A 17,246-nucleotide genomic window follows, 5' to 3' on the forward strand; every position below is an offset into this window, starting at 1 on the left:
AACATAACTCATACGAATCGGCTGCGACCATACAAGATTTCCAACCCTATACGAACAACCTAATAATTGGTCATATTTGGCCTGCACTTTTTCAGGTTTTGACTAGAGTGCTTATTCAGGCTCATGCTCGTCCAGAAATTGCTGAATGCAGTATAAGAATGATCGGCCGTATTTCTGAAACTTTCGTTCCCCCACGCCTTTAATCTCCATAAAAGCGTGCTCCGAAGTAGGAGCCATCTCCGACATTTCACGCAGCGTAGCATCGTGAAAAATGGTGAACGGAGGCGTTTTCTCCTGTTCTGCAATGGATTTTCTTAAAAGCCTCAGCTCCTCAAATAAAGCCTGGCTCCATGAAGAAATGTACGAAGGCGCATCTGTTGGGGTCTTCATCAGTCTCTGATACACTTTCTCCTGTTCCGAGAGCACCGGTTTTACTTTCGTCGTCAACGAAATGACCGGATACTGTGAATCCGACATTTTCAGGTACCCTTCAGCGGTCAGCACCTGAATCATCTGCACAATTTCCTTCTCCGTATACTCCTTCATCACACCATAGGTTGAGATGCGGTCAAAGCCAAACTGTTTTACTTTTTTATCTTGTGAGCCTTTGAGTACTTTGGCGGTCAGCGTCACGCCGAACCTCTGGTTCATCTTGAAAACGCATGAAAATATTTTTTGCGCCTCGATCGTGATATCGCTGAGATCCCGTTCATCCGTACAGCTGCTGCATTTGCCGCATGGCTCAAACTCCTCTTGGCCAAAATAACGTACGATATATTTCTGCAGGCAGTCCGGTGTGTGACAGTACTCGACCATCGTATTCAATGTGTTGTATTCCTGCGTCTTACGTTCCGTATCCGCATCCGACATTTCAATTAAATATTTCTGCGTCGCCGTATCCTGAGCAGCGTACAGCAGAATACATTCCCCAGGCTCACCGTCTCTGCCTGCTCTTCCCGCCTCTTGATAATAAGCTTCCAGATTTCTCGGCATGTTGTAATGAATGACGTAACGAACGTTGGACTTATCGATTCCCATCCCAAACGCATTGGTCGCTACCATGACGCGAATATCGTCATATAAAAACTGCTCCTGGCTTTCCATCCGCTCCGTATCGCTTAATCCCGCATGATACTTTCCTGCCTTGATTCCGAGTCTTGTCAAATAACGATGGCAGTCATCCACTTCTTTGCGCGTCGAAGCATAGATGATGCCGGATTCCTCCTGACGGTGCTTCACATAGTCTGAGATAAACTTCCGTTTGTCTATTCCTTTATAAACGGAAAAGGTCAAATTATCTCGTGCGTAGCCAGTTGTGACTCTTTCCGGACCTAATAAACCTAAGCAGCGGACGATATCGTCCTTGACCTTATCGGTTGCCGTAGCCGTAAACGCGGCGATTACCGGTCTTGGCTCAATGCTCTGCACCAGCTTACTGATATGTAAATAGCTTGGCCGGAAATCATGCCCCCACTGCGAAATGCAGTGCGCCTCGTCCACAGCAATAAGAGGAACATGAATCTGTTTCAGCATATGAATAAATCTGCCCGAATCGAGCCTCTCCGGAGCAATATACAGTACCTTATAATGCCCTTCCCGTATTTCCTTAAAGCGCTGGTCTACTTCCTCTGCCGATAAGGAGCTGTTAATCAGTGTCGTCGGAATACCAATCTGATTCAGCGTATCAACCTGGTCCTTCATTAATGAAATGAGCGGTGAAATCACAAGCGTGACTCCATGAAGAATCGATGCCGGAATTTGGTAGCATACCGATTTCCCCGCTCCGGTCGGCATAACCCCCAATGCATCCCTTTGATCCAATATAGCCGCTATAAGCTGCTCCTGTCCTTTTCTAAACTGCTCATAGCCAAAATACTTCTTTAAATGCTCCCTCGCTTTAGCAATCATCGGGTTCCTCCAACTTCTATCGTTCTATGAAAGCTGGCAATGGTGCGGGTCTCGCACCCTTTCGCCATGCAGGTTTGTGATCTTCTCTACTAATAGTAACATTGTGCGGACAAAAACGGCTACCGTCCATGGCTGGACAAAAAAGGAAACGGCCTCTAAGTGGAGAGACCGTTTCCGGTGCTGCATGTTGAATTTTGCTTTCCTTCATTATATTTTAAATTTGCTGATGACCTCCTGCAATTGCTCTGCCATCTTGGATAAGGAATTGGCAGAAGCCGTAATTTCTTGCGAAGCGGCAAGCTGTTCCTCTGTCGATGCGGAAACGTTCTGCATTCCCGCCGAGGTCTGTTCTGAAATACGGATAACAGAATCAATCGCAGTGACGACATTTTTCATTTCTTCCGTCATTTCCTTAGAGGACGCAGACACTTCTCTTAACTGTCCGGAAACCTCAAAAATTCGCTGCTGGATATCCGCGAATGAAGTTCCCGCGGTATAAGCTACATCCTTGCCTTCCCGCATTTTAGATGTAACCATCTGCACTGATTCGACGGCTTTCTGCGTCCTATTTTGGATGCTGCCGATCAGCTCTGAAATTTGATCCGCCGATCCTGTCGTCTGCTCCGCCAGCTTACGCACCTCGCTGGCTACGACGGCGAAGCCCTTGCCATGTTCCCCAGCCCTCGCCGCTTCAATGGAGGCATTCAGTGCGAGCATATTGGTTTGGTTCGCAATACCCGTAATGACACCTGTAATTTCTCCAATTTCTCTGGACTGCTTCCCTAACTGCTCAATTTCATTGGACAGCTCACCCGCGATCACATTCATGGTTTCCATCTGCCGAACTACTTCTTCAATGACCACGCGGCCTTTCTCGGATTTCTGAGATGCATCAACGGAAACGTCAGCCGCCTGTTGGGTTTGCTCCACAATTTGCTGCGCCGATTGATCCAGACTGCCGATCACACCGGAGGTCTTCTCGACATATCCAACTTGGCTTTCGGTCCCTTCGGCGACCTGCTGGATCATATCGCTGATTTGTTCATTCGTCTTGCTGCTTTGCTCCGCACCCGCCGCTAGTTGCTGTGAGGCAGCCGCAAGCTGCTCCGATTTGTCATTCACTTCCGTAATCAATTGGAGAAGCGACTCAATCATCCCGTTAAAGCTCGTTCCAAGCTGTCCTAATTCATCATGGGAATTCAGCTGCAGCTTCTGCGTTAAGTCTCCTTCACTGACCTTTTTCGAAATTTGGACAAGCGTCTTTAATGGTCGGTGAATGGAACGAATGATCAAAAAGATCAGTAAAATACCCACGACGAACGAAATACCGAGCACAAGCATGGTCACATCCACGATGGTTGAGGATTCATCATTAATTTCACTGACAGAGAACGTTCCGGCAAGCTTCCAGCCTGTCAGCTCATTCGTCACAAAGGCCATTTTCTTCGGTGTGCCATCTTTAAAAATATATTCAAACGTTCCGGAATGGCTTAAGTACAAGTTGTCATTTTGCACATTTTTTAAAGCCTCCGTACCGATCTCCGCTGTTGGATGCACGACGTAATTTCGATTTTCATCCAAAATGTAGACATATCCTTCGTTTCCAATCTTTACACTGCCTGCGATTGTTTGAAATTCATTCATCAGAATATCCACCGCGGCTACACCAGATCCATCTGCTGTCGTTGCAGCTAAAGTTACCACTAGATTGCCAGAACCTTGGGATACGTAAGGCGACGTAACAATCACTTCACCGGGCTGTGCCACGGCCTCGGTATACCATGATCTTGTTCGCGGATCGAAATCGGGCGGAAGCTTTATATCTCGATTCGAAAGCAATGACAATCCCGTATCCGTACCGATAACAACGGCTTCGACCTCAGGATGAATTTTTTGGTAGCGATCAATCTCCATGCTGACAGCTGAATTTACTCCAATATTCGATCCTTCCCGTTCAGCTGTAATCTCTTCCGCTGAGATCGAATCGGAAATCAATTTGACATCTCCAACCTTGCTCTGAATATAATTTTGCAGCAGCTCATCCAATAGAGTCACATTCTCCTCCGCTGCGCCAATCATTTGCTCTTCAATTTTATTCTTTGCGGTCTGGTAAGAAGTCACGGAAATAATGATCGTGGGAATGATTAAAATAAATACAAATGCAATAATAAGCCGGGTACGGATATTAAAATGCCTCGACCACTTGATGTTTTTTAGTTTTTTCATAGATGTCCTTCCCTTTCTGTGATGTAAATTGTTATGTATATATTTCTTTAAAAACGGTTAGCCATAAGAATTTAACCCCATGCAACACGAGATGGACAGTGATTGATTTTTCCCTTTCAACTCTTACATTACCGACATATTTTTACTGAATTCGACAAAAAAACTCGATAAAAAAAAAGCCCTTTGGGCTTCATCGAATCGAACAGAGCATAGATACCTCATCGGTTCAGTCAGTCCATCTTCCAACATGGCAGCCTTATAGTCATTTTCCTGCTGTCAATTTTCAATATGTATGTATAGTTCCTTTTTCCTATTTGACTACTATATCATTTCGATGAGGCATGTTTCAATCACTTTTTGCGAAGCTTCGCAATGACAGCGTAATCATATAAATCAACCTCTATCATAAAAAACCAACGAATCTAAATGTGTTCATAAAAAACACGATTCGTTGGCCTCCTGTCATTATGACCGGGATGAGATTACACGCCCATCCGCTTTCTTTGATTGTTCGGTTTCTTGGTGAGTTGACTTTTCATCGTCTGATTGCTGCTTTTTTGATGCTTGCCTTGTTGACCTGCTGCCGTGGCTTGTGCCTGCTTTTTTTGAGCAAGCATTTGCTTCGCTGCTTCCGCTAACGATATTTTTTTTGATGATTCGGTCATTTAAGCGACACCTCATTGGAAAGTGAAATGAGAAACTCTTCCCTTATCATACCCATTCGTTTGCAGCTGTCAATGCTAATATGTACCTATCCCTCAGCGGCATCAAGAGCTGATCCCCCCCAGTAGCAAGTAAGCGATTGCAGGTGCTTCATTGTTCCGATAAGATGAGTATTAGACCGCATCGTTTAACAGCAGACGTCACGCACAGGCTAGATTGGAAATGCAGTTATCTTTATTCATAAAGGAGTCATCGTTATGGGAATTGTATTTGATGAACAGCTTCGAGCATTTCATTTAACCGCCAAGGATATTAGCTATGTGCTTCAGATTGTAAAAGAAGGCTACTTGGCCCATTTGTATTTCGGAAAAAAATTAAGGCAGTTCCGCAATTCTAATCCGATTCGGTTCTTGGACAGGGCGTTCTCACCGAACCCGATTCATGGAGACCGAAGCTTTTCATTAGACACACTGCCCCAAGAATATCCGGCATACGGCAATTCGGACTTCCGTATACCCGCCTATCAAATTCAAGCGGCAGGTGGATCGACGATCTCCGATCTCAGGTACAAAAACCATCGCATCTTCGCTGGTAAACCGAAGCTCGAAGGTCTGCCCGCAACTTATGTGGAGTCTTCATCCGAAGCGGACAGCTTGGAGATTGAACTGTGGGACGAATTTCTCGGCTTAAAGTGCATTCTGCAGTATACGGTCTACCATGATTTTAATGTCATCACCCGGTCGGTCCATTTCGAGAATAGAGGTGAGCATCCGATCAAGCTGCTTCGAGCACTCAGTGCAAGTGTCGATTTTCGTGATGATCAGATGGATCTAATACAGCTGTCTGGTGCTTGGGGCAATGAAAGAAACTTGTTCAGACGGTCGCTCATTCCAGGAAACCAAGGCTTCGAAAGCCGCCGCGGCGCAAGCAGCCATCAGCATAATCCGTTCCTGGCTTTAGCAAGAAGAGACGCCACGGAGGATCATGGTGAGGTGTACGGCTTCAGTCTCGTATACAGCGGAAATTTCGCAGCCAACATTGAGGTGGATCAATTCCATACGACGCGCGTGTCCATCGGTATCAACCCTTTTGACTTCTCGTGGCTGCTGGAGTCGGGTGAGACTTTTCAAACTCCCGAAGTCGTGATGGTGTATTCCGATACCGGGCTTGGCGGCATGTCGAGAACATACCATGAATTGTACCGAACGCGTCTTTGCAAGGGAGCATTCCGCGACGAGCCGCGGCCGATTCTGATCAACAATTGGGAAGCAACCTACTTCAACTTCACAGCAGATAAAATTGTGGACATTGCCAGCAAAGGCCGAGAGCTTGGGCTGGAGCTGTTCGTGCTGGATGACGGCTGGTTCGGACATCGCGATGATGATACGACTTCTCTCGGTGACTGGTTCGTAGACCGAAGCAAGCTGCCGGATGGACTTGAGGATTTGGTTCGCCGTGTTAAAGAGCTTGGCATGCAGTTCGGATTATGGTTCGAACCGGAAATGGTCTCCGAGGACAGCGAGCTGTATCGCAAACACCCCGACTGGTGTCTTCACGTCCCGCATCGCCACAGATCAACCGGACGGGGTCAGCTCATTCTCGACTTTTCACGCAAGGAAGTTTGCGACGCCATCATTCAGATGATGACCGACATTCTGTCCTCTGCACCGATTACTTACGTGAAATGGGATATGAATCGGCATATGACAGAGATCGGTTCCGCCGCTCTCCCTCCCGAAAGACAGCGTGAAACGGCACATCGGTACATGCTGGGTCTTTACCAGGTGATGGAACAAATCACGACCCGTTTCCCGCACATTTTGTTCGAGAGCTGCTCCGGAGGCGGCGGTCGTTTCGATCCCGGCATCCTCCACTACATGCCGCAAACCTGGACGAGTGACAATACGGATGCCGTATCCAGGCTTAAAATTCAGTACGGCACCAGTCTCGTCTATCCCGTCAGTACGATGGGTTCGCACGTCTCGGCCGTACCGAACCACCAGGTACACCGTATCACCTCGCTCAAAATGCGAGGCGATGTCGCGCTGTCCGGCAATTTCGGCTATGAGCTGGACTTAACGAAGTTTAGTCAAGAAGAACAGGAACTGGTCAAGCAGCAGGTCGACTTCTATAAGGAGAATCGCTCTCTCATCCAGTTCGGCACCTATTACCGCCTGCTCAGCCCATTCGAGGGCAACGAAGCCGCGTGGATGTTCGTGTCCCAAGATTTGAGCGAAGCATTAATCGCATACTTCAAAGTGCTGGCACAGCCGAATGAGCCTCTCTCCACTTTGCGTTTGAAAGGTCTTGATCCGAACGCGGATTATACGATTGAAGGTGAGGAGGGATCCGCAGGCGGCGATGAACTGATGTATGCCGGTTTGGCGGTGCCTCGGCTGACCGGAGACTTCCAAAGCGTCATTTGGAAGCTGCGGAAACTATAAAAGACAGCCTATCGGCATGCAGCAAGCAAATGGGGGCGTACCTCTTTCGACCGATGTGCGCCCGCTGCAGTATCTCAACAAACCTGTAAACACCGAAGAGCCCCTCGCTGCTTTTTCAAAGCACGAGGGGCTCTTCCTTAATCTATTCCATTAATGGGCTACCGCATTGTAGGTCATAATCCAAATCGAACCGACTACGACGAGCAGTAAGATGATAATGCCAAGCAGCAGCGCCATCATATTCCACCGCGCATTCTCCCCTTCTTTCAGGTGCATGAAGAATACGAGCTGAACAACGAACTGCAAAATCGCTGCCCCAAGCATCACCACGAGGCTTGCCGTACGGCCCATCATGTCATTCAACACGACAACGAGCGGAATAATCGTTAAGATGATGGAAAGCAAAAATCCGATGACATATGACTTGAGCGATCCATGAGATTCACCATGGGTATGCTGCGAAGACGAATTCGTTTGTGCCATCTTACATCACCCCCATCAAATATACGAACGTAAATACGAAAATCCATACGACGTCCAAGAAGTGCCAATATAAACTGAGAACGTCAACCTTGCGCTTCGTCACCGGCGTAACGCCGCGTTGTTTAAGCTGGAGCATGAGTCCGATCATCCAGAACAAACCGATCGTTACGTGCAAGCCATGGGCACCGACCAGAGCGTAAAATGCAGACCAGAACGCACTCGTACTTATCGTTGCCCCTTCATGCACCAGATGCCTAAACTCTGTGATTTCCAATCCAATAAACGAAGCCCCTAATAATGCTGTTACGATCAACCAGCCGAGCATTTGATTCTTCTGTCCCTTATTCATCGCCAGTACGGCCAATCCGCTCGTAAAGCTGCTGGTCAGCAAAATGAAGGTTGAGGCGATAATTCCAGGCATCGAGAACAGCTCTTCTCCCGTAGGACCGCCGCTCGTATTGTTTCGAAGAACCATATATGTCGCAAACAATGTAGCGAACATAATCAAGTCCGTAATCAGAAAGATCCAAAAGCCAAACGTCTTCAGCGATTCATGATCGTGATGCTCATGTGCGTGAGCGTCATGCGCTCCGTGTGCTGTAGATTGTGCCATTATACCGTCAACCCCCTTGTCGCGGCTTCCGTTTTCTTCACTTCATCGACAGGAATGTAATAATCCGTATCGTACGAGAACTGCCGTACAATCATGCAGATCAGTACACCGATCATCGCAGGAATGTAAAGCCAAGCCCATTCCCATACGAAGCCGAATCCGGCAAAAAACCAGAGCGCCGATTTGATAAATGGAAGTCCGGAGTTCTTCGGCATATGAATCGGTTCGTATTGTGATTCTGAAGCGGCAGCTGGAGCCTTTCCCCCCAGCTTTTGCTTCTTCTCCCACCAATCATCAATTTCATCCACTTTCGGAAGAACCGCAAAGTTGTATACAGGCGCCGGAGATGGTATGGACCATTCCAATGTACGTCCATCCCAAGCGTCACCTGACGTTTCTTTCTTATGATGCTTAATGCTGTATGCAATCTGCCATACTTGGAAGATGAACGCAAGCCCCATCAAGAACGCACCGATCGTAGATACGAGGTTAAGCGACCCCCAGCCCATATCAAAATCGTACGTATAAGTCCGGCGGGTCATACCGTCCAAGCCGACAACGTACTGCGGCATGAAGCAGACATAAAATCCGATATTCCAGAACCAGAATGCCCATTTACCTAGATGCTCATTCAATTTGAAGCCAAACATCTTAGGCCACCAGTAATACAAGCCTGCGAAGTAACCAAACACAACACCACCGATCAATACTTGGTGGAAGTGCGCAATCAGGAAGTAACTGTTATGGAACTGGAAGTCAGCCGGAGCTACCGAAAGCATAACCCCCGTCATCCCGCCGACGACAAAGCACGGAATGAAGGCAATCGACCACATCATTGGCGTCGAAAAGGTGATGCGCCCTCGATACATCGTAAACAGCCAGTTAAATATTTTCACCCCGGTCGGGATGGCAATAATCATGGTCGTCACAGCGAAGAACGCGTTGACGTTCGCTCCGGAGCCCATCGTAAAGAAGTGATGCGCCCAAGTCGTAAAGGAGACGATACTAATACTCATCAGAGCAAAGACCATCGATTTATATCCAAACAATTTCTTTTTAGAGAATGTCGCGACAACCTCCGAGAAAATACCGAACGCAGGAAGTACGACAATATATACCTCAGGGTGACCCCACATCCAGATCAGGTTAATATACATCATCGGATTGCCGCCGCCGTCTAATGTAAAGAAGTGTGCTCCGGCAAAACGGTCAAGCCATAATAATACCAGTGTAATCGTCAAAATCGGGAAGGCGAAAATAATCGTGACACAGGAAGACAGAACCGACCAGCTGAACATCGGCATTTTCATCAGCTTCATGCCTGGCGCACGCATTTTCAGAATCGTGACGATAAAGTTGATTCCTGTCGCCAAGCTTCCGATCCCTGAAATCTGAATTCCCCATATATAGAAGTTCTGGCCTACACCAGGACTATGGGACAATTCCGATAACGGTGGATATGCGAGCCAGCCCGCATCCGGAGATCCCCCGATAACGAACGATACGTTGAACAGCATCGCTCCGAAGAAGAACATCCAGAAGCTTAAGGAGTTCAAGAACGGGTAAGCCACGTCTCTTGCTCCGATTTGCAGCGGTACGATAATATTGAACAAACCGAACATGAGCGGCATCGCCATAAAGAAGATCATAATGACGCCGTGTGTCGTAAAGATCTGATTATAATGGTCGGCATGCAGAAATTCCATTTCAGGCATTGCCAGCTGCAGCCGCATTAAGAGCGCATCTACGCCTCCGCGGAACAGCATCAAAATGGAACAGATAATATACATAATACCAATTTTTTTATGATCGACTGTGGTCAGCCATTCGCGCCACAGCCAGCCCCATTTCTTAAAGTACGTCAGCACGAACACGATCGCCACCATGGCTAGCGCAATACTAACCTGCGCTCCCAAGATCAGCGGATCGCCAGTGACAAAAAACTCGGATGCAAAATCCTTGATTTTATCCAGCATGAAGGGGCCTCCTCTCAATGATGATCTGCGTGTTCATCAGACACTGCAGCTTCAGCTTCATTTTCTTGTTGATCCATCGATTCATGATCCATATGATTCATCTCAGCATCGGCTTCTTCCGCCTCAGCGTCATCTGCTTCTACTGCACCGTGTCCACTGTGGGCACCATGTCCATCCACCGTATATTTCGTTACGATTTTCTCGAACAGTCCTTCTGGGAAAGTAGAATAGAACTGCGGCTCTGACGTGCCTGGCTCGGCCAATGCTTCGTAGCCCTCCATTGTTAATGGCTCGCCCGTCGCCTTCACTTCTTCCACCCACTGATCAAATTCTTCCTGCGAGGTTGCATGAACTTCAAAATTCATATCCGCAAAGTGCTCGCCGCTGAAGTTTGCTCCGGAACCATAGTATACGCCCTGCTCATCTGCCTGCAGATGAAGCTTCATCGCCATGCCGGACATGGTGTACATCTGACCGCCCAGCTGCGGAATCCAGAACGAATTCATCGGTGCATCGGACGTCAGCTCGAAACGAATAGGAACATCTTCCGGAATCTGTACGTAGTTTACCGTAGCAATATCTTGCTCAGGATATTTAAACAGCCATTTCCAATCTAATGATGTCGCTTGAATAACCAGCGTTTCCTTTTCCGATTCGATCGGCTTGGAAGGCTCAAGCGCATACGTTCCTCGCACGGTTATGACGGCAAGGATTATAATGACTACAATCGGGATGCCCCACCATACGGCTTCCAGCGTATTGTTATGAGACCAATTCGGCTTGTACGTAGCTTTACTGTTTGGTTTATCTCGATAACGGAAAACAATATAGGCCGCAAGTGCAAGTACCGGAACTAAAATAATGCCGCACAAAATCATCGTCTGAATTATAAGGTCCTTTTGGCTTTCCCCGATCGGCCCCTTCGGGTCCATGACCATGATGTCGCTGCATCCGGACAACAACGTAATCATTAGCACGAATAATAAGGGCAGTGCATAGCGGAATGCCTTTTTCGGTTGTTTCATGTCAATCCTCCCCTAAGTAGTCCCACCTTGATCTATTCGCTTGTTACGCTCAGACGCGGTGTTTGTAATCCTAAGATAACAGATTAAGTGATATTTATCTGCGGACTTAACAAATACGTCAAGAAGTCGACTTTTTTCTGTAAAAAAGTTTTCACCGAAACGACAAATGTGTTTTCTCGGCAGCAAAAAACCCCCTTCAAGACACGGTCTTAAAGGGGGTTCCGGGTATCCATCTATGATAGGGCTCCGTTCATTCTCTTAATGGAGCTGCCCTTCTGCTTCTTCCATCTTCTCTTCCCGACGATGCACCAGATCAATAGCGGTGCGAATGACATAAATATGAACACTGCCTACCATAAAGCCGATACCGACCATTAGTGACGTATTCCGATCACTAAAATGATGAAGATTCATTAAACTGAGCAGCAATCCAAAGCCTAAAGCAATCCAAGCCGCACCCGTCATAATTCGTACGAGCCGATTGACATCCCGCTCACTTCTCTGGTTTCTATTTGCCGCAGCTGTTTTGGTCGTCATGCTCAACACTCCCGATTCGTTTGTAAGTGCTTTCCTGTCACCATTATAACACAATTCGATCGGATTTGTTCAAATTTTGTTCAATTTTTGATCAAAAAATGTACAAATTTGTGGAGAGGAGCATTTCTTGATCCGCTTGCACCTTTACACCGTTACTTTCTGCTTTGAAGATACCAGTGATTTCCTTTCCCAAATTTTACTCTTCCAACGCCAGCAGAGGATGATGCCCCGCAGCCATTCATCCACGATAAAGGCTGCCCAAATCCCGACCATCCCATAATCCATATGGATCCCAAGCCAGTATGTCAGCGGTACGCTGAAGCTCCAAGTGACAATAATAGAAGTCAGCATCGCAAACCGTGCATCCCCTGCCGCTTGAAGCGATTTCTCGATAATGACATTGCAGTTTCTACCCGGCTCCAGCAGAAAGGACATCAGAAGCAGCGTTGCCCCAATCGAGACGATGGCTGAATTCCCGGTAAACAAGTGGAGCAGGGGCACCCTAAATACAAAGATGATCGCCACGGCGGACAGCGTAATGATCATGCTCCGTCTTAAATTTCGGAAAACCTGTGTATATGCGTTTTCCAGTTCCCCCGCGCCTACGAGATGGCCGACCATGATCTGCATGCCCTTCCCAATGGATATAACGAGGATCGTCACCATAAATTGAATGTTGGATGTATATATTTTAGCCGCCAGCATTTCGGCTCCAAGCGTTGCGATGATTGCGGTTGTCACCAGCTGATTGATCGAGTAAGACATCGTTACTGCTGATGATGGAAGCCCCACCTTCAGCATTTTGCCGACATGATCTCGTCTAAAGTGAAAGAGCTGCTTCCATTTCATCCGTACATGAACGACCTTCGTCAAGACGATAAGGTTCATAATCAGCGCAGCCAATTGACTAAAGGCCGTAGCGATCGCAACCCCTGTAATTCCCAGCTGCGGAAAGCCCCAAGCGCCATAAATAAAGACGTAATTCCCCAAAATATTAAGTGCGTTCATCCCAATCGTTACGAACATCGTAAATTTCGTATAACCATGAGCTTGAATAATGGCAATGACCGCAATGAGGAGCGCCTGTATGAACAATGCCCCTCCCGCAATATACAAGAAAGTTTGGGCTTGCTTCAATAACTCGGTCTCTAATCCGAATATCCTTAGCAGCGGACCGCTGAAAATTGTAATCATTAGACTCATCAGCAAGCCGAATATGAAATTGAGTGCGATGCCTGTCGCTGCCATTTGACCGATTTCGTCTGTTTTTCGAGCTCCTAGATACTGCATAATGACGACGGAGGAACCAAGAGAGACGACATTAAAAATCAAGATCGTAAACATGATCAGCTGATTGGCGACACCGACCGCAGCGACAGCGGAGTCAGACAATCGGCTCAGCATGAACGTATCGGACGTGCGCATCAGCATTTGCAGCGCCGATTCAATAAAAATCGGCCATGTGATGGCAAACAAGGAAAGCTTGACGGCCGATGTATATGGTTTCTTTCTCACGTGATCTCCTTCAGTCCTTCAGCGTAAATGCTGTCTTCATCCGCTCCAAGCCGTGTAAGGCCACATCGAGTGGAGACTGTGTGCCATAGTCCGTAATAAACAGCTCAAGGGACAAATAACCGCGGTAATCCTGCTCATAGAGCAGCTGCGTAAGCTCAGTCAGCGGCGCGACTCCGTCACCGGGAAATACACGATCCTTGTCCGCGATGACATCCTGCGGCGGTGCTGATGGATAGTCGTTGGCATGAACGATCCCGATGCGGATGCCGTCTAATTGTTTGAAGTCGGCTACTCTACTGCCCCCGGTATACATATGGAATGGATCGGCCAAAATCGCTGCATCCGGAACACCGCTCAGCTTGGCGACTTGAATCGCATCCTTCAAGGTAGACAGCTGTTTCGCTCTTCCCCAAAATTCCAAATACGGCTGAATGCCAATGCCGTGCGCGATCGCTGCCAGCTCCGCAAAACAGTCCGCCATCTCCTCCAGCGTTACACCTTCAACGTTCCCGAAAGGGGGAGCAGCTACGGCATCGCAGCCTAACTGTGCGAGCATCTCCATCTCTCGCTTCGCCTGTTCAAATCCATTTTTACGCTCTTCCTTATCGGCATCTGCCCATTTGAAAAAAGCGATCGCATTCACTAGTGAAATTCCTGTATCCGAAATATACTTTGATAACTCCTGTACCGTGCCGCCTCCTGCCAAGAAGGCTTCGATATCTCTCACCCACAATTCAATACCTTCGTACCCCGCTTCCGCGGCGATGCGAATTTGTTCCTTCACATCTAATTGGAAGGGAAACAGTGTGGATGCGTTCAATGCCGTTTGAAAAGGAAACATCATTTCGGGTGCACCTGCCTCTATTTATTGTTGTTTCATGGTTCTAAATGAAAAGCTCCGGCACCGTGGCCGGAGCGTTCGCAGCAGCCTAAACTTCTACTGCATATCGACGATGATCGTTTTTTGTTCCGCGGCGCTTTGGTATGCCAATTCGATCAAGCGAATCGTCATCCGAGCCTCTTCTGCTTTCACAGCAAGCTCAGATTGGCCAAGTATGTGCTCCGCGACGTTTTGAAAGTAAGCAGGATAGCAGCCTGCATGGGTCTCAATGCGCCCTTCCATATGAAGCGCGCCTACATTCGTATTCAGCTTCCCCCACAGCTCCGGCGCTTCCTTGCCCCAATTCACCGCATCAGGAGTTTGCCCGGCTATGAGAGCCGCCTCTTGTGGATCAATGCCGTATTTCACGAAAGAGCCTTTCGTTCCGTGCAGCACATATCGAGGCTCTGGCTCGCGCACCAGCATGGACGACTTCAAGCGGACCTTAAGTCCGTCGTTGTACATCAGCTGCACATCGAAATAATCGTCTGCTTCCGCTCCGTCCCGCTGCTTTCGAATATCTGCGTCGATCGCTGCCGGAACGCCGAATAGATTCAACGCTTGATCCAGAAAATGAACGCCTAAGTCGTAAAACGTACCCGATCCCTTCTCGGCGCTTTCACGCCACCTTGCCGGGTTCACCAATGGTCTGTACCCGTTCCACTGGAATACCGCTTCTTTCACCGTTCCTAGAAGCTGCTGCTGGACGATCTCCTTTAGCGTGAGAAAGTCCCCGTCCCACCTTCGATTATGGAATACGCTGAGTACTTTTCCCTTTTCCTTGGCCAATCGAATCAGTTCATCCGCCTCGGCCGTCGTCGTCGTAAACGGTTTTTCTACGATGACATGCTTTCCTGCCGCAAGCGCATCCCTGGCAAATTCAAAGTGATTCGTGCTCGGTGTTGTAATGACGACTAGGTCGATGGTTTCATCCTGATACAAATCTTGAACGTCACGTACGATCTCCACCCAAGGATAGCGCTCCTTCAATGTATTCCCGGTTCGTTGGACAATTTTGGCGAGCTTCAGCTGTGGAACGGTGGTGATGACCGGTGCATGAAACGTGCGTCCGGCAAAGCCATAGCCAATAAGTCCAACTCGAATTTGATTGGTTTGATTCATTCGCTTCCTCCCCCATTTCTCATATGATGCGACGGCTGAAAATGATGGAATGCATGCTAATCAGGGACTTGATCTGGTCTTAACGCCAGTCATCCTTACTTAGGGCTGAACGAAGATCCAGTTCATTGGATACAAGGAATCGCCTTTTTTCACCGGATACAGATCCCGATAGCTGTGATTGAAATATTTCTTTCTAAACTGCGTCGCCGTCATCCCTTTGACCGTCTTGAACACTCGGCTGAAATAATTCTCATCGTTAAAACCGACGGCAAAGGCTACATCCTTGATGCTCTCATCACTATATAACAGCAGCTGACATGCACGCTCGATGCGGCGTTGGATGATCATCTCCCTTGGCGTCCGGCGGATGTGACGTACGAACGTACGGGAAAAGTGCTCATGTGTCCAGCCCACCGCATGCGCTAAGCCATCGACCGTGATTGGATCGCTCAAATGCTGTTCGATATACTCAAGCGCCCTCGTAATTTGCGGAGGGATACCGATCGCTTGCTCCGCCGGCGATGGTTCGGTTACGGTTCCGCTGATCTCCTCCAGCAGGGCTAATAGAAGCGTGCTTCCCCGCTGCTGCAGCCGATTCGGATACGCATAAGCAATATATAAGATTTGCTTCATCATCCCGAAAAGCAGATCCCCTTCGATGGGGAAATAGCTGGGGCCGCCCTGCTGCAGGATCGGCCACGGCGGATGATCCTTAAAAGAAGGGTCTGAAAAATCAAAATGGATAAACAGATGGCGCGATGGCTGAATTGGATCATACGCATAAGTGTGCTGCTCGCCGGGGCGGGTAACAACAAAGCACGGCTCGCTCAGAGTATAAGCTCGATCCTCAACACAGTAAACGCTTCTGGTGCTGTCTGGGAAGTAGAGCAGCTCGTAATCTCCGATTTGGCGCGGGCCGAGCCCTGTACCACTTTTCTTCACCACATCGCCAACCACGTTGATTTTAGGAAGCAAAATATGAGGATTTGGCTGCACCGTATCCTGCACTTGTGAAGACACCTGCTCCCCTTTTGCTTTTTCCATTTGATCTGTCGCTTCGGTTCTGCTCATTCAAACCCCTCACTTACTTCTCTATTACTCAATTAAGCCCATCTTCGCCAAATTGCGTTGGCTGATTTCCAGACTTTCGAAGACAGGTCTGCGGGATTGATCCTGCTCTACGACAAGCCATTCGGTTCCAATCTGTTCCGCAACGTCTGCAATTTCCTTAAAGTCTAATATACCTTCACCGATTTCCGCAAAAAATTGCTCTTCTCCCGCTTCCACATCTTTAATATGCAGCAGCGGACAGCGGTTTTTCAGCTTTCTTAAGTATTGTGCCGGTTCTTCCCCGCCGCGCTTCACCCAGTACGTATCCAGCTCCAGCTTCACAAGTTCCGGATCTGTTTCTTCCAATAAGATATCAAGCGCGTATTTGCCGTCAAACTGAACGAACTCCCAATGATGGTTATGATACAGAAATTGGATACCCTGCTTTCGGCAGTTTTCGCCGATGCTGTTAAACTGCTTCGCCTGATCCAGCACCTCTTGCTTCGTATCGAATTTTGAGGACAGCGTTACGTATTTTCCGCCTACGGTGTGCAAATAGCTGATGATGCTGTCCAGATCGTTCGTTAACTTTTCCAAGCTTCCGTGACTTCCAATCACTTGTAAGCCGAATTTGTCCAGATGGCTTTTCTGTTCCTCAATCGTCATCCCTTCCGGAGGAAGTCCCAATTCGACCCCTTGATAACCAAGCTTCGCTACTTTCTCAAGCGATCCCAAATAATCTGATTTCAGTTCCTCGCGAATCGTATACGGCTGCAGAGCTAAAGGAAATTTTTTCATTGATCT

The 17,246-nt window shown here is 48.0% G+C and carries 14 protein-coding genes; 1 reads left to right on the forward strand and 13 read right to left on the reverse strand.

Annotated features, from left to right (window positions below; translation table 11 throughout):
- Positions 1-111: 111 nt before the first annotated feature.
- From recQ to ACFPXP_RS01890, 3 genes are all read right to left on the reverse strand, one after another.
- Positions 112-1,908 carry a DNA helicase RecQ gene (gene recQ / locus ACFPXP_RS01880; RefSeq protein ID WP_379891843.1) on the reverse strand — a complete coding sequence of 599 codons (1,797 nt, stop codon included), beginning with the start codon at positions 1,906-1,908 and terminating at the stop codon, positions 112-114.
- A 207-nt stretch (positions 1,909-2,115) separates the two neighbouring features.
- Positions 2,116-4,134, reverse strand: a complete 2,019-nt coding sequence (locus ACFPXP_RS01885) for a methyl-accepting chemotaxis protein (RefSeq protein ID WP_379891845.1) — start codon at positions 4,132-4,134, stop codon at positions 2,116-2,118.
- 482 nt (positions 4,135-4,616) lie between these two features.
- Entirely contained in the window at positions 4,617-4,799 is a 183-nt protein-coding gene (locus ACFPXP_RS01890; protein WP_379891847.1) for a hypothetical protein, read from the reverse strand.
- A gap of 255 nt (positions 4,800-5,054) precedes the next feature.
- On the opposite strand from ACFPXP_RS01890, the gene ACFPXP_RS01895 reads away from it, so the two are divergent.
- Positions 5,055-7,241 (forward strand): alpha-galactosidase, encoded by a 2,187-nt coding sequence (locus ACFPXP_RS01895; protein ID WP_379891849.1) that lies wholly within the window; start codon positions 5,055-5,057, stop codon positions 7,239-7,241.
- A 150-nt stretch (positions 7,242-7,391) separates the two neighbouring features.
- Here the strand turns inward: ACFPXP_RS01895 and cyoD are convergent, their stop codons facing one another.
- From cyoD to ACFPXP_RS01945, 10 genes are all read right to left on the reverse strand, one after another.
- The gene (gene cyoD / locus ACFPXP_RS01900; RefSeq protein ID WP_379891851.1) at positions 7,392-7,724 is read right to left on the reverse strand and encodes a cytochrome o ubiquinol oxidase subunit IV; all 333 of its coding nucleotides are present in this window, start codon (positions 7,722-7,724) and stop codon (positions 7,392-7,394) included.
- Position 7,725: 1 nt separating this feature from the next.
- On the reverse strand, positions 7,726-8,337 hold the full coding sequence (cyoC, locus tag ACFPXP_RS01905; protein WP_379891853.1) for a cytochrome o ubiquinol oxidase subunit III: 612 nt from the start codon (positions 8,335-8,337) through the stop codon (positions 7,726-7,728).
- Positions 8,337-10,313 carry a cbb3-type cytochrome c oxidase subunit I gene (locus ACFPXP_RS01910; RefSeq protein ID WP_379891855.1) on the reverse strand — a complete coding sequence of 659 codons (1,977 nt, stop codon included), beginning with the start codon at positions 10,311-10,313 and terminating at the stop codon, positions 8,337-8,339. Before ACFPXP_RS01910 ends, cyoC begins: the two co-directional genes overlap by 1 nt.
- A 14-nt stretch (positions 10,314-10,327) precedes the next feature.
- Entirely contained in the window at positions 10,328-11,338 is a 1,011-nt protein-coding gene (cyoA, locus tag ACFPXP_RS01915; RefSeq protein WP_379891857.1) for a ubiquinol oxidase subunit II, read from the reverse strand.
- 258 nt (positions 11,339-11,596) lie between these two features.
- Positions 11,597-11,875: a hypothetical protein gene (locus ACFPXP_RS01920; RefSeq protein ID WP_379891859.1), complete on the reverse strand. Its 279-nt coding sequence runs from the start codon at positions 11,873-11,875 to the stop codon at positions 11,597-11,599.
- Between the two features lie 144 nt (positions 11,876-12,019).
- Positions 12,020-13,390 (reverse strand): MATE family efflux transporter, encoded by a 1,371-nt coding sequence (locus ACFPXP_RS01925; RefSeq protein WP_379891861.1) that lies wholly within the window; start codon positions 13,388-13,390, stop codon positions 12,020-12,022.
- 10 nt (positions 13,391-13,400) lie between these two features.
- Positions 13,401-14,234 (reverse strand): sugar phosphate isomerase/epimerase family protein, encoded by an 834-nt coding sequence (locus tag ACFPXP_RS01930; protein ID WP_379891864.1) that lies wholly within the window; start codon positions 14,232-14,234, stop codon positions 13,401-13,403.
- A 93-nt stretch (positions 14,235-14,327) separates the two neighbouring features.
- Positions 14,328-15,392, reverse strand: coding sequence for an oxidoreductase (locus ACFPXP_RS01935; RefSeq protein ID WP_379891866.1), 1,065 nt, complete (start codon positions 15,390-15,392; stop codon positions 14,328-14,330).
- A 99-nt stretch (positions 15,393-15,491) separates the two neighbouring features.
- The gene (locus tag ACFPXP_RS01940) at positions 15,492-16,463 is read right to left on the reverse strand and encodes an AraC family transcriptional regulator (RefSeq protein WP_379891868.1); all 972 of its coding nucleotides are present in this window, start codon (positions 16,461-16,463) and stop codon (positions 15,492-15,494) included.
- Between the two features lie 24 nt (positions 16,464-16,487).
- The gene (locus tag ACFPXP_RS01945; RefSeq protein ID WP_379891870.1) at positions 16,488-17,240 is read right to left on the reverse strand and encodes a sugar phosphate isomerase/epimerase family protein; all 753 of its coding nucleotides are present in this window, start codon (positions 17,238-17,240) and stop codon (positions 16,488-16,490) included.
- Positions 17,241-17,246: the final 6 nt, after the last annotated feature.

This window comes from Marinicrinis lubricantis (genome assembly GCF_042658665.1).
In the GTDB taxonomy this organism is placed as follows: domain Bacteria; phylum Bacillota; class Bacilli; order Paenibacillales; family KCTC-33676; genus Marinicrinis; species Marinicrinis lubricantis.

Excerpts from the sequence above, each read along its gene's own strand:
- ACFPXP_RS01945 (WP_379891870.1), bottom strand. The coding sequence starts at position 17,240 with ATGAAAAAATTTCCTTTAGCTCTGCAGCCGTATACGATTCGCGAGGAA.
- ACFPXP_RS01910 (WP_379891855.1), bottom strand. The coding sequence starts at position 10,313 with ATGCTGGATAAAATCAAGGATTTTGCATCCGAGTTTTTTGTCACTGGC.
- recQ (WP_379891843.1), bottom strand. The coding sequence starts at position 1,908 with ATGATTGCTAAAGCGAGGGAGCATTTAAAGAAGTATTTTGGCTATGAG.
- cyoD (WP_379891851.1), bottom strand. The coding sequence starts at position 7,724 with ATGGCACAAACGAATTCGTCTTCGCAGCATACCCATGGTGAATCTCAT.
- ACFPXP_RS01935 (WP_379891866.1), bottom strand. The coding sequence starts at position 15,392 with ATGAATCAAACCAATCAAATTCGAGTTGGACTTATTGGCTATGGCTTT.
- cyoC (WP_379891853.1), bottom strand. The coding sequence starts at position 8,337 with ATGGCACAATCTACAGCACACGGAGCGCATGACGCTCACGCACATGAG.
- ACFPXP_RS01890 (WP_379891847.1), bottom strand. The coding sequence starts at position 4,799 with ATGACCGAATCATCAAAAAAAATATCGTTAGCGGAAGCAGCGAAGCAA.
- ACFPXP_RS01940 (WP_379891868.1), bottom strand. The coding sequence starts at position 16,463 with ATGAGCAGAACCGAAGCGACAGATCAAATGGAAAAAGCAAAAGGGGAG.
- cyoA (WP_379891857.1), bottom strand. The coding sequence starts at position 11,338 with ATGAAACAACCGAAAAAGGCATTCCGCTATGCACTGCCCTTATTATTC.
- ACFPXP_RS01885 (WP_379891845.1), bottom strand. The coding sequence starts at position 4,134 with ATGAAAAAACTAAAAAACATCAAGTGGTCGAGGCATTTTAATATCCGT.
- ACFPXP_RS01920 (WP_379891859.1), bottom strand. The coding sequence starts at position 11,875 with ATGACGACCAAAACAGCTGCGGCAAATAGAAACCAGAGAAGTGAGCGG.
- ACFPXP_RS01930 (WP_379891864.1), bottom strand. The coding sequence starts at position 14,234 with ATGATGTTTCCTTTTCAAACGGCATTGAACGCATCCACACTGTTTCCC.
- ACFPXP_RS01895 (WP_379891849.1), top strand. The coding sequence starts at position 5,055 with ATGGGAATTGTATTTGATGAACAGCTTCGAGCATTTCATTTAACCGCC.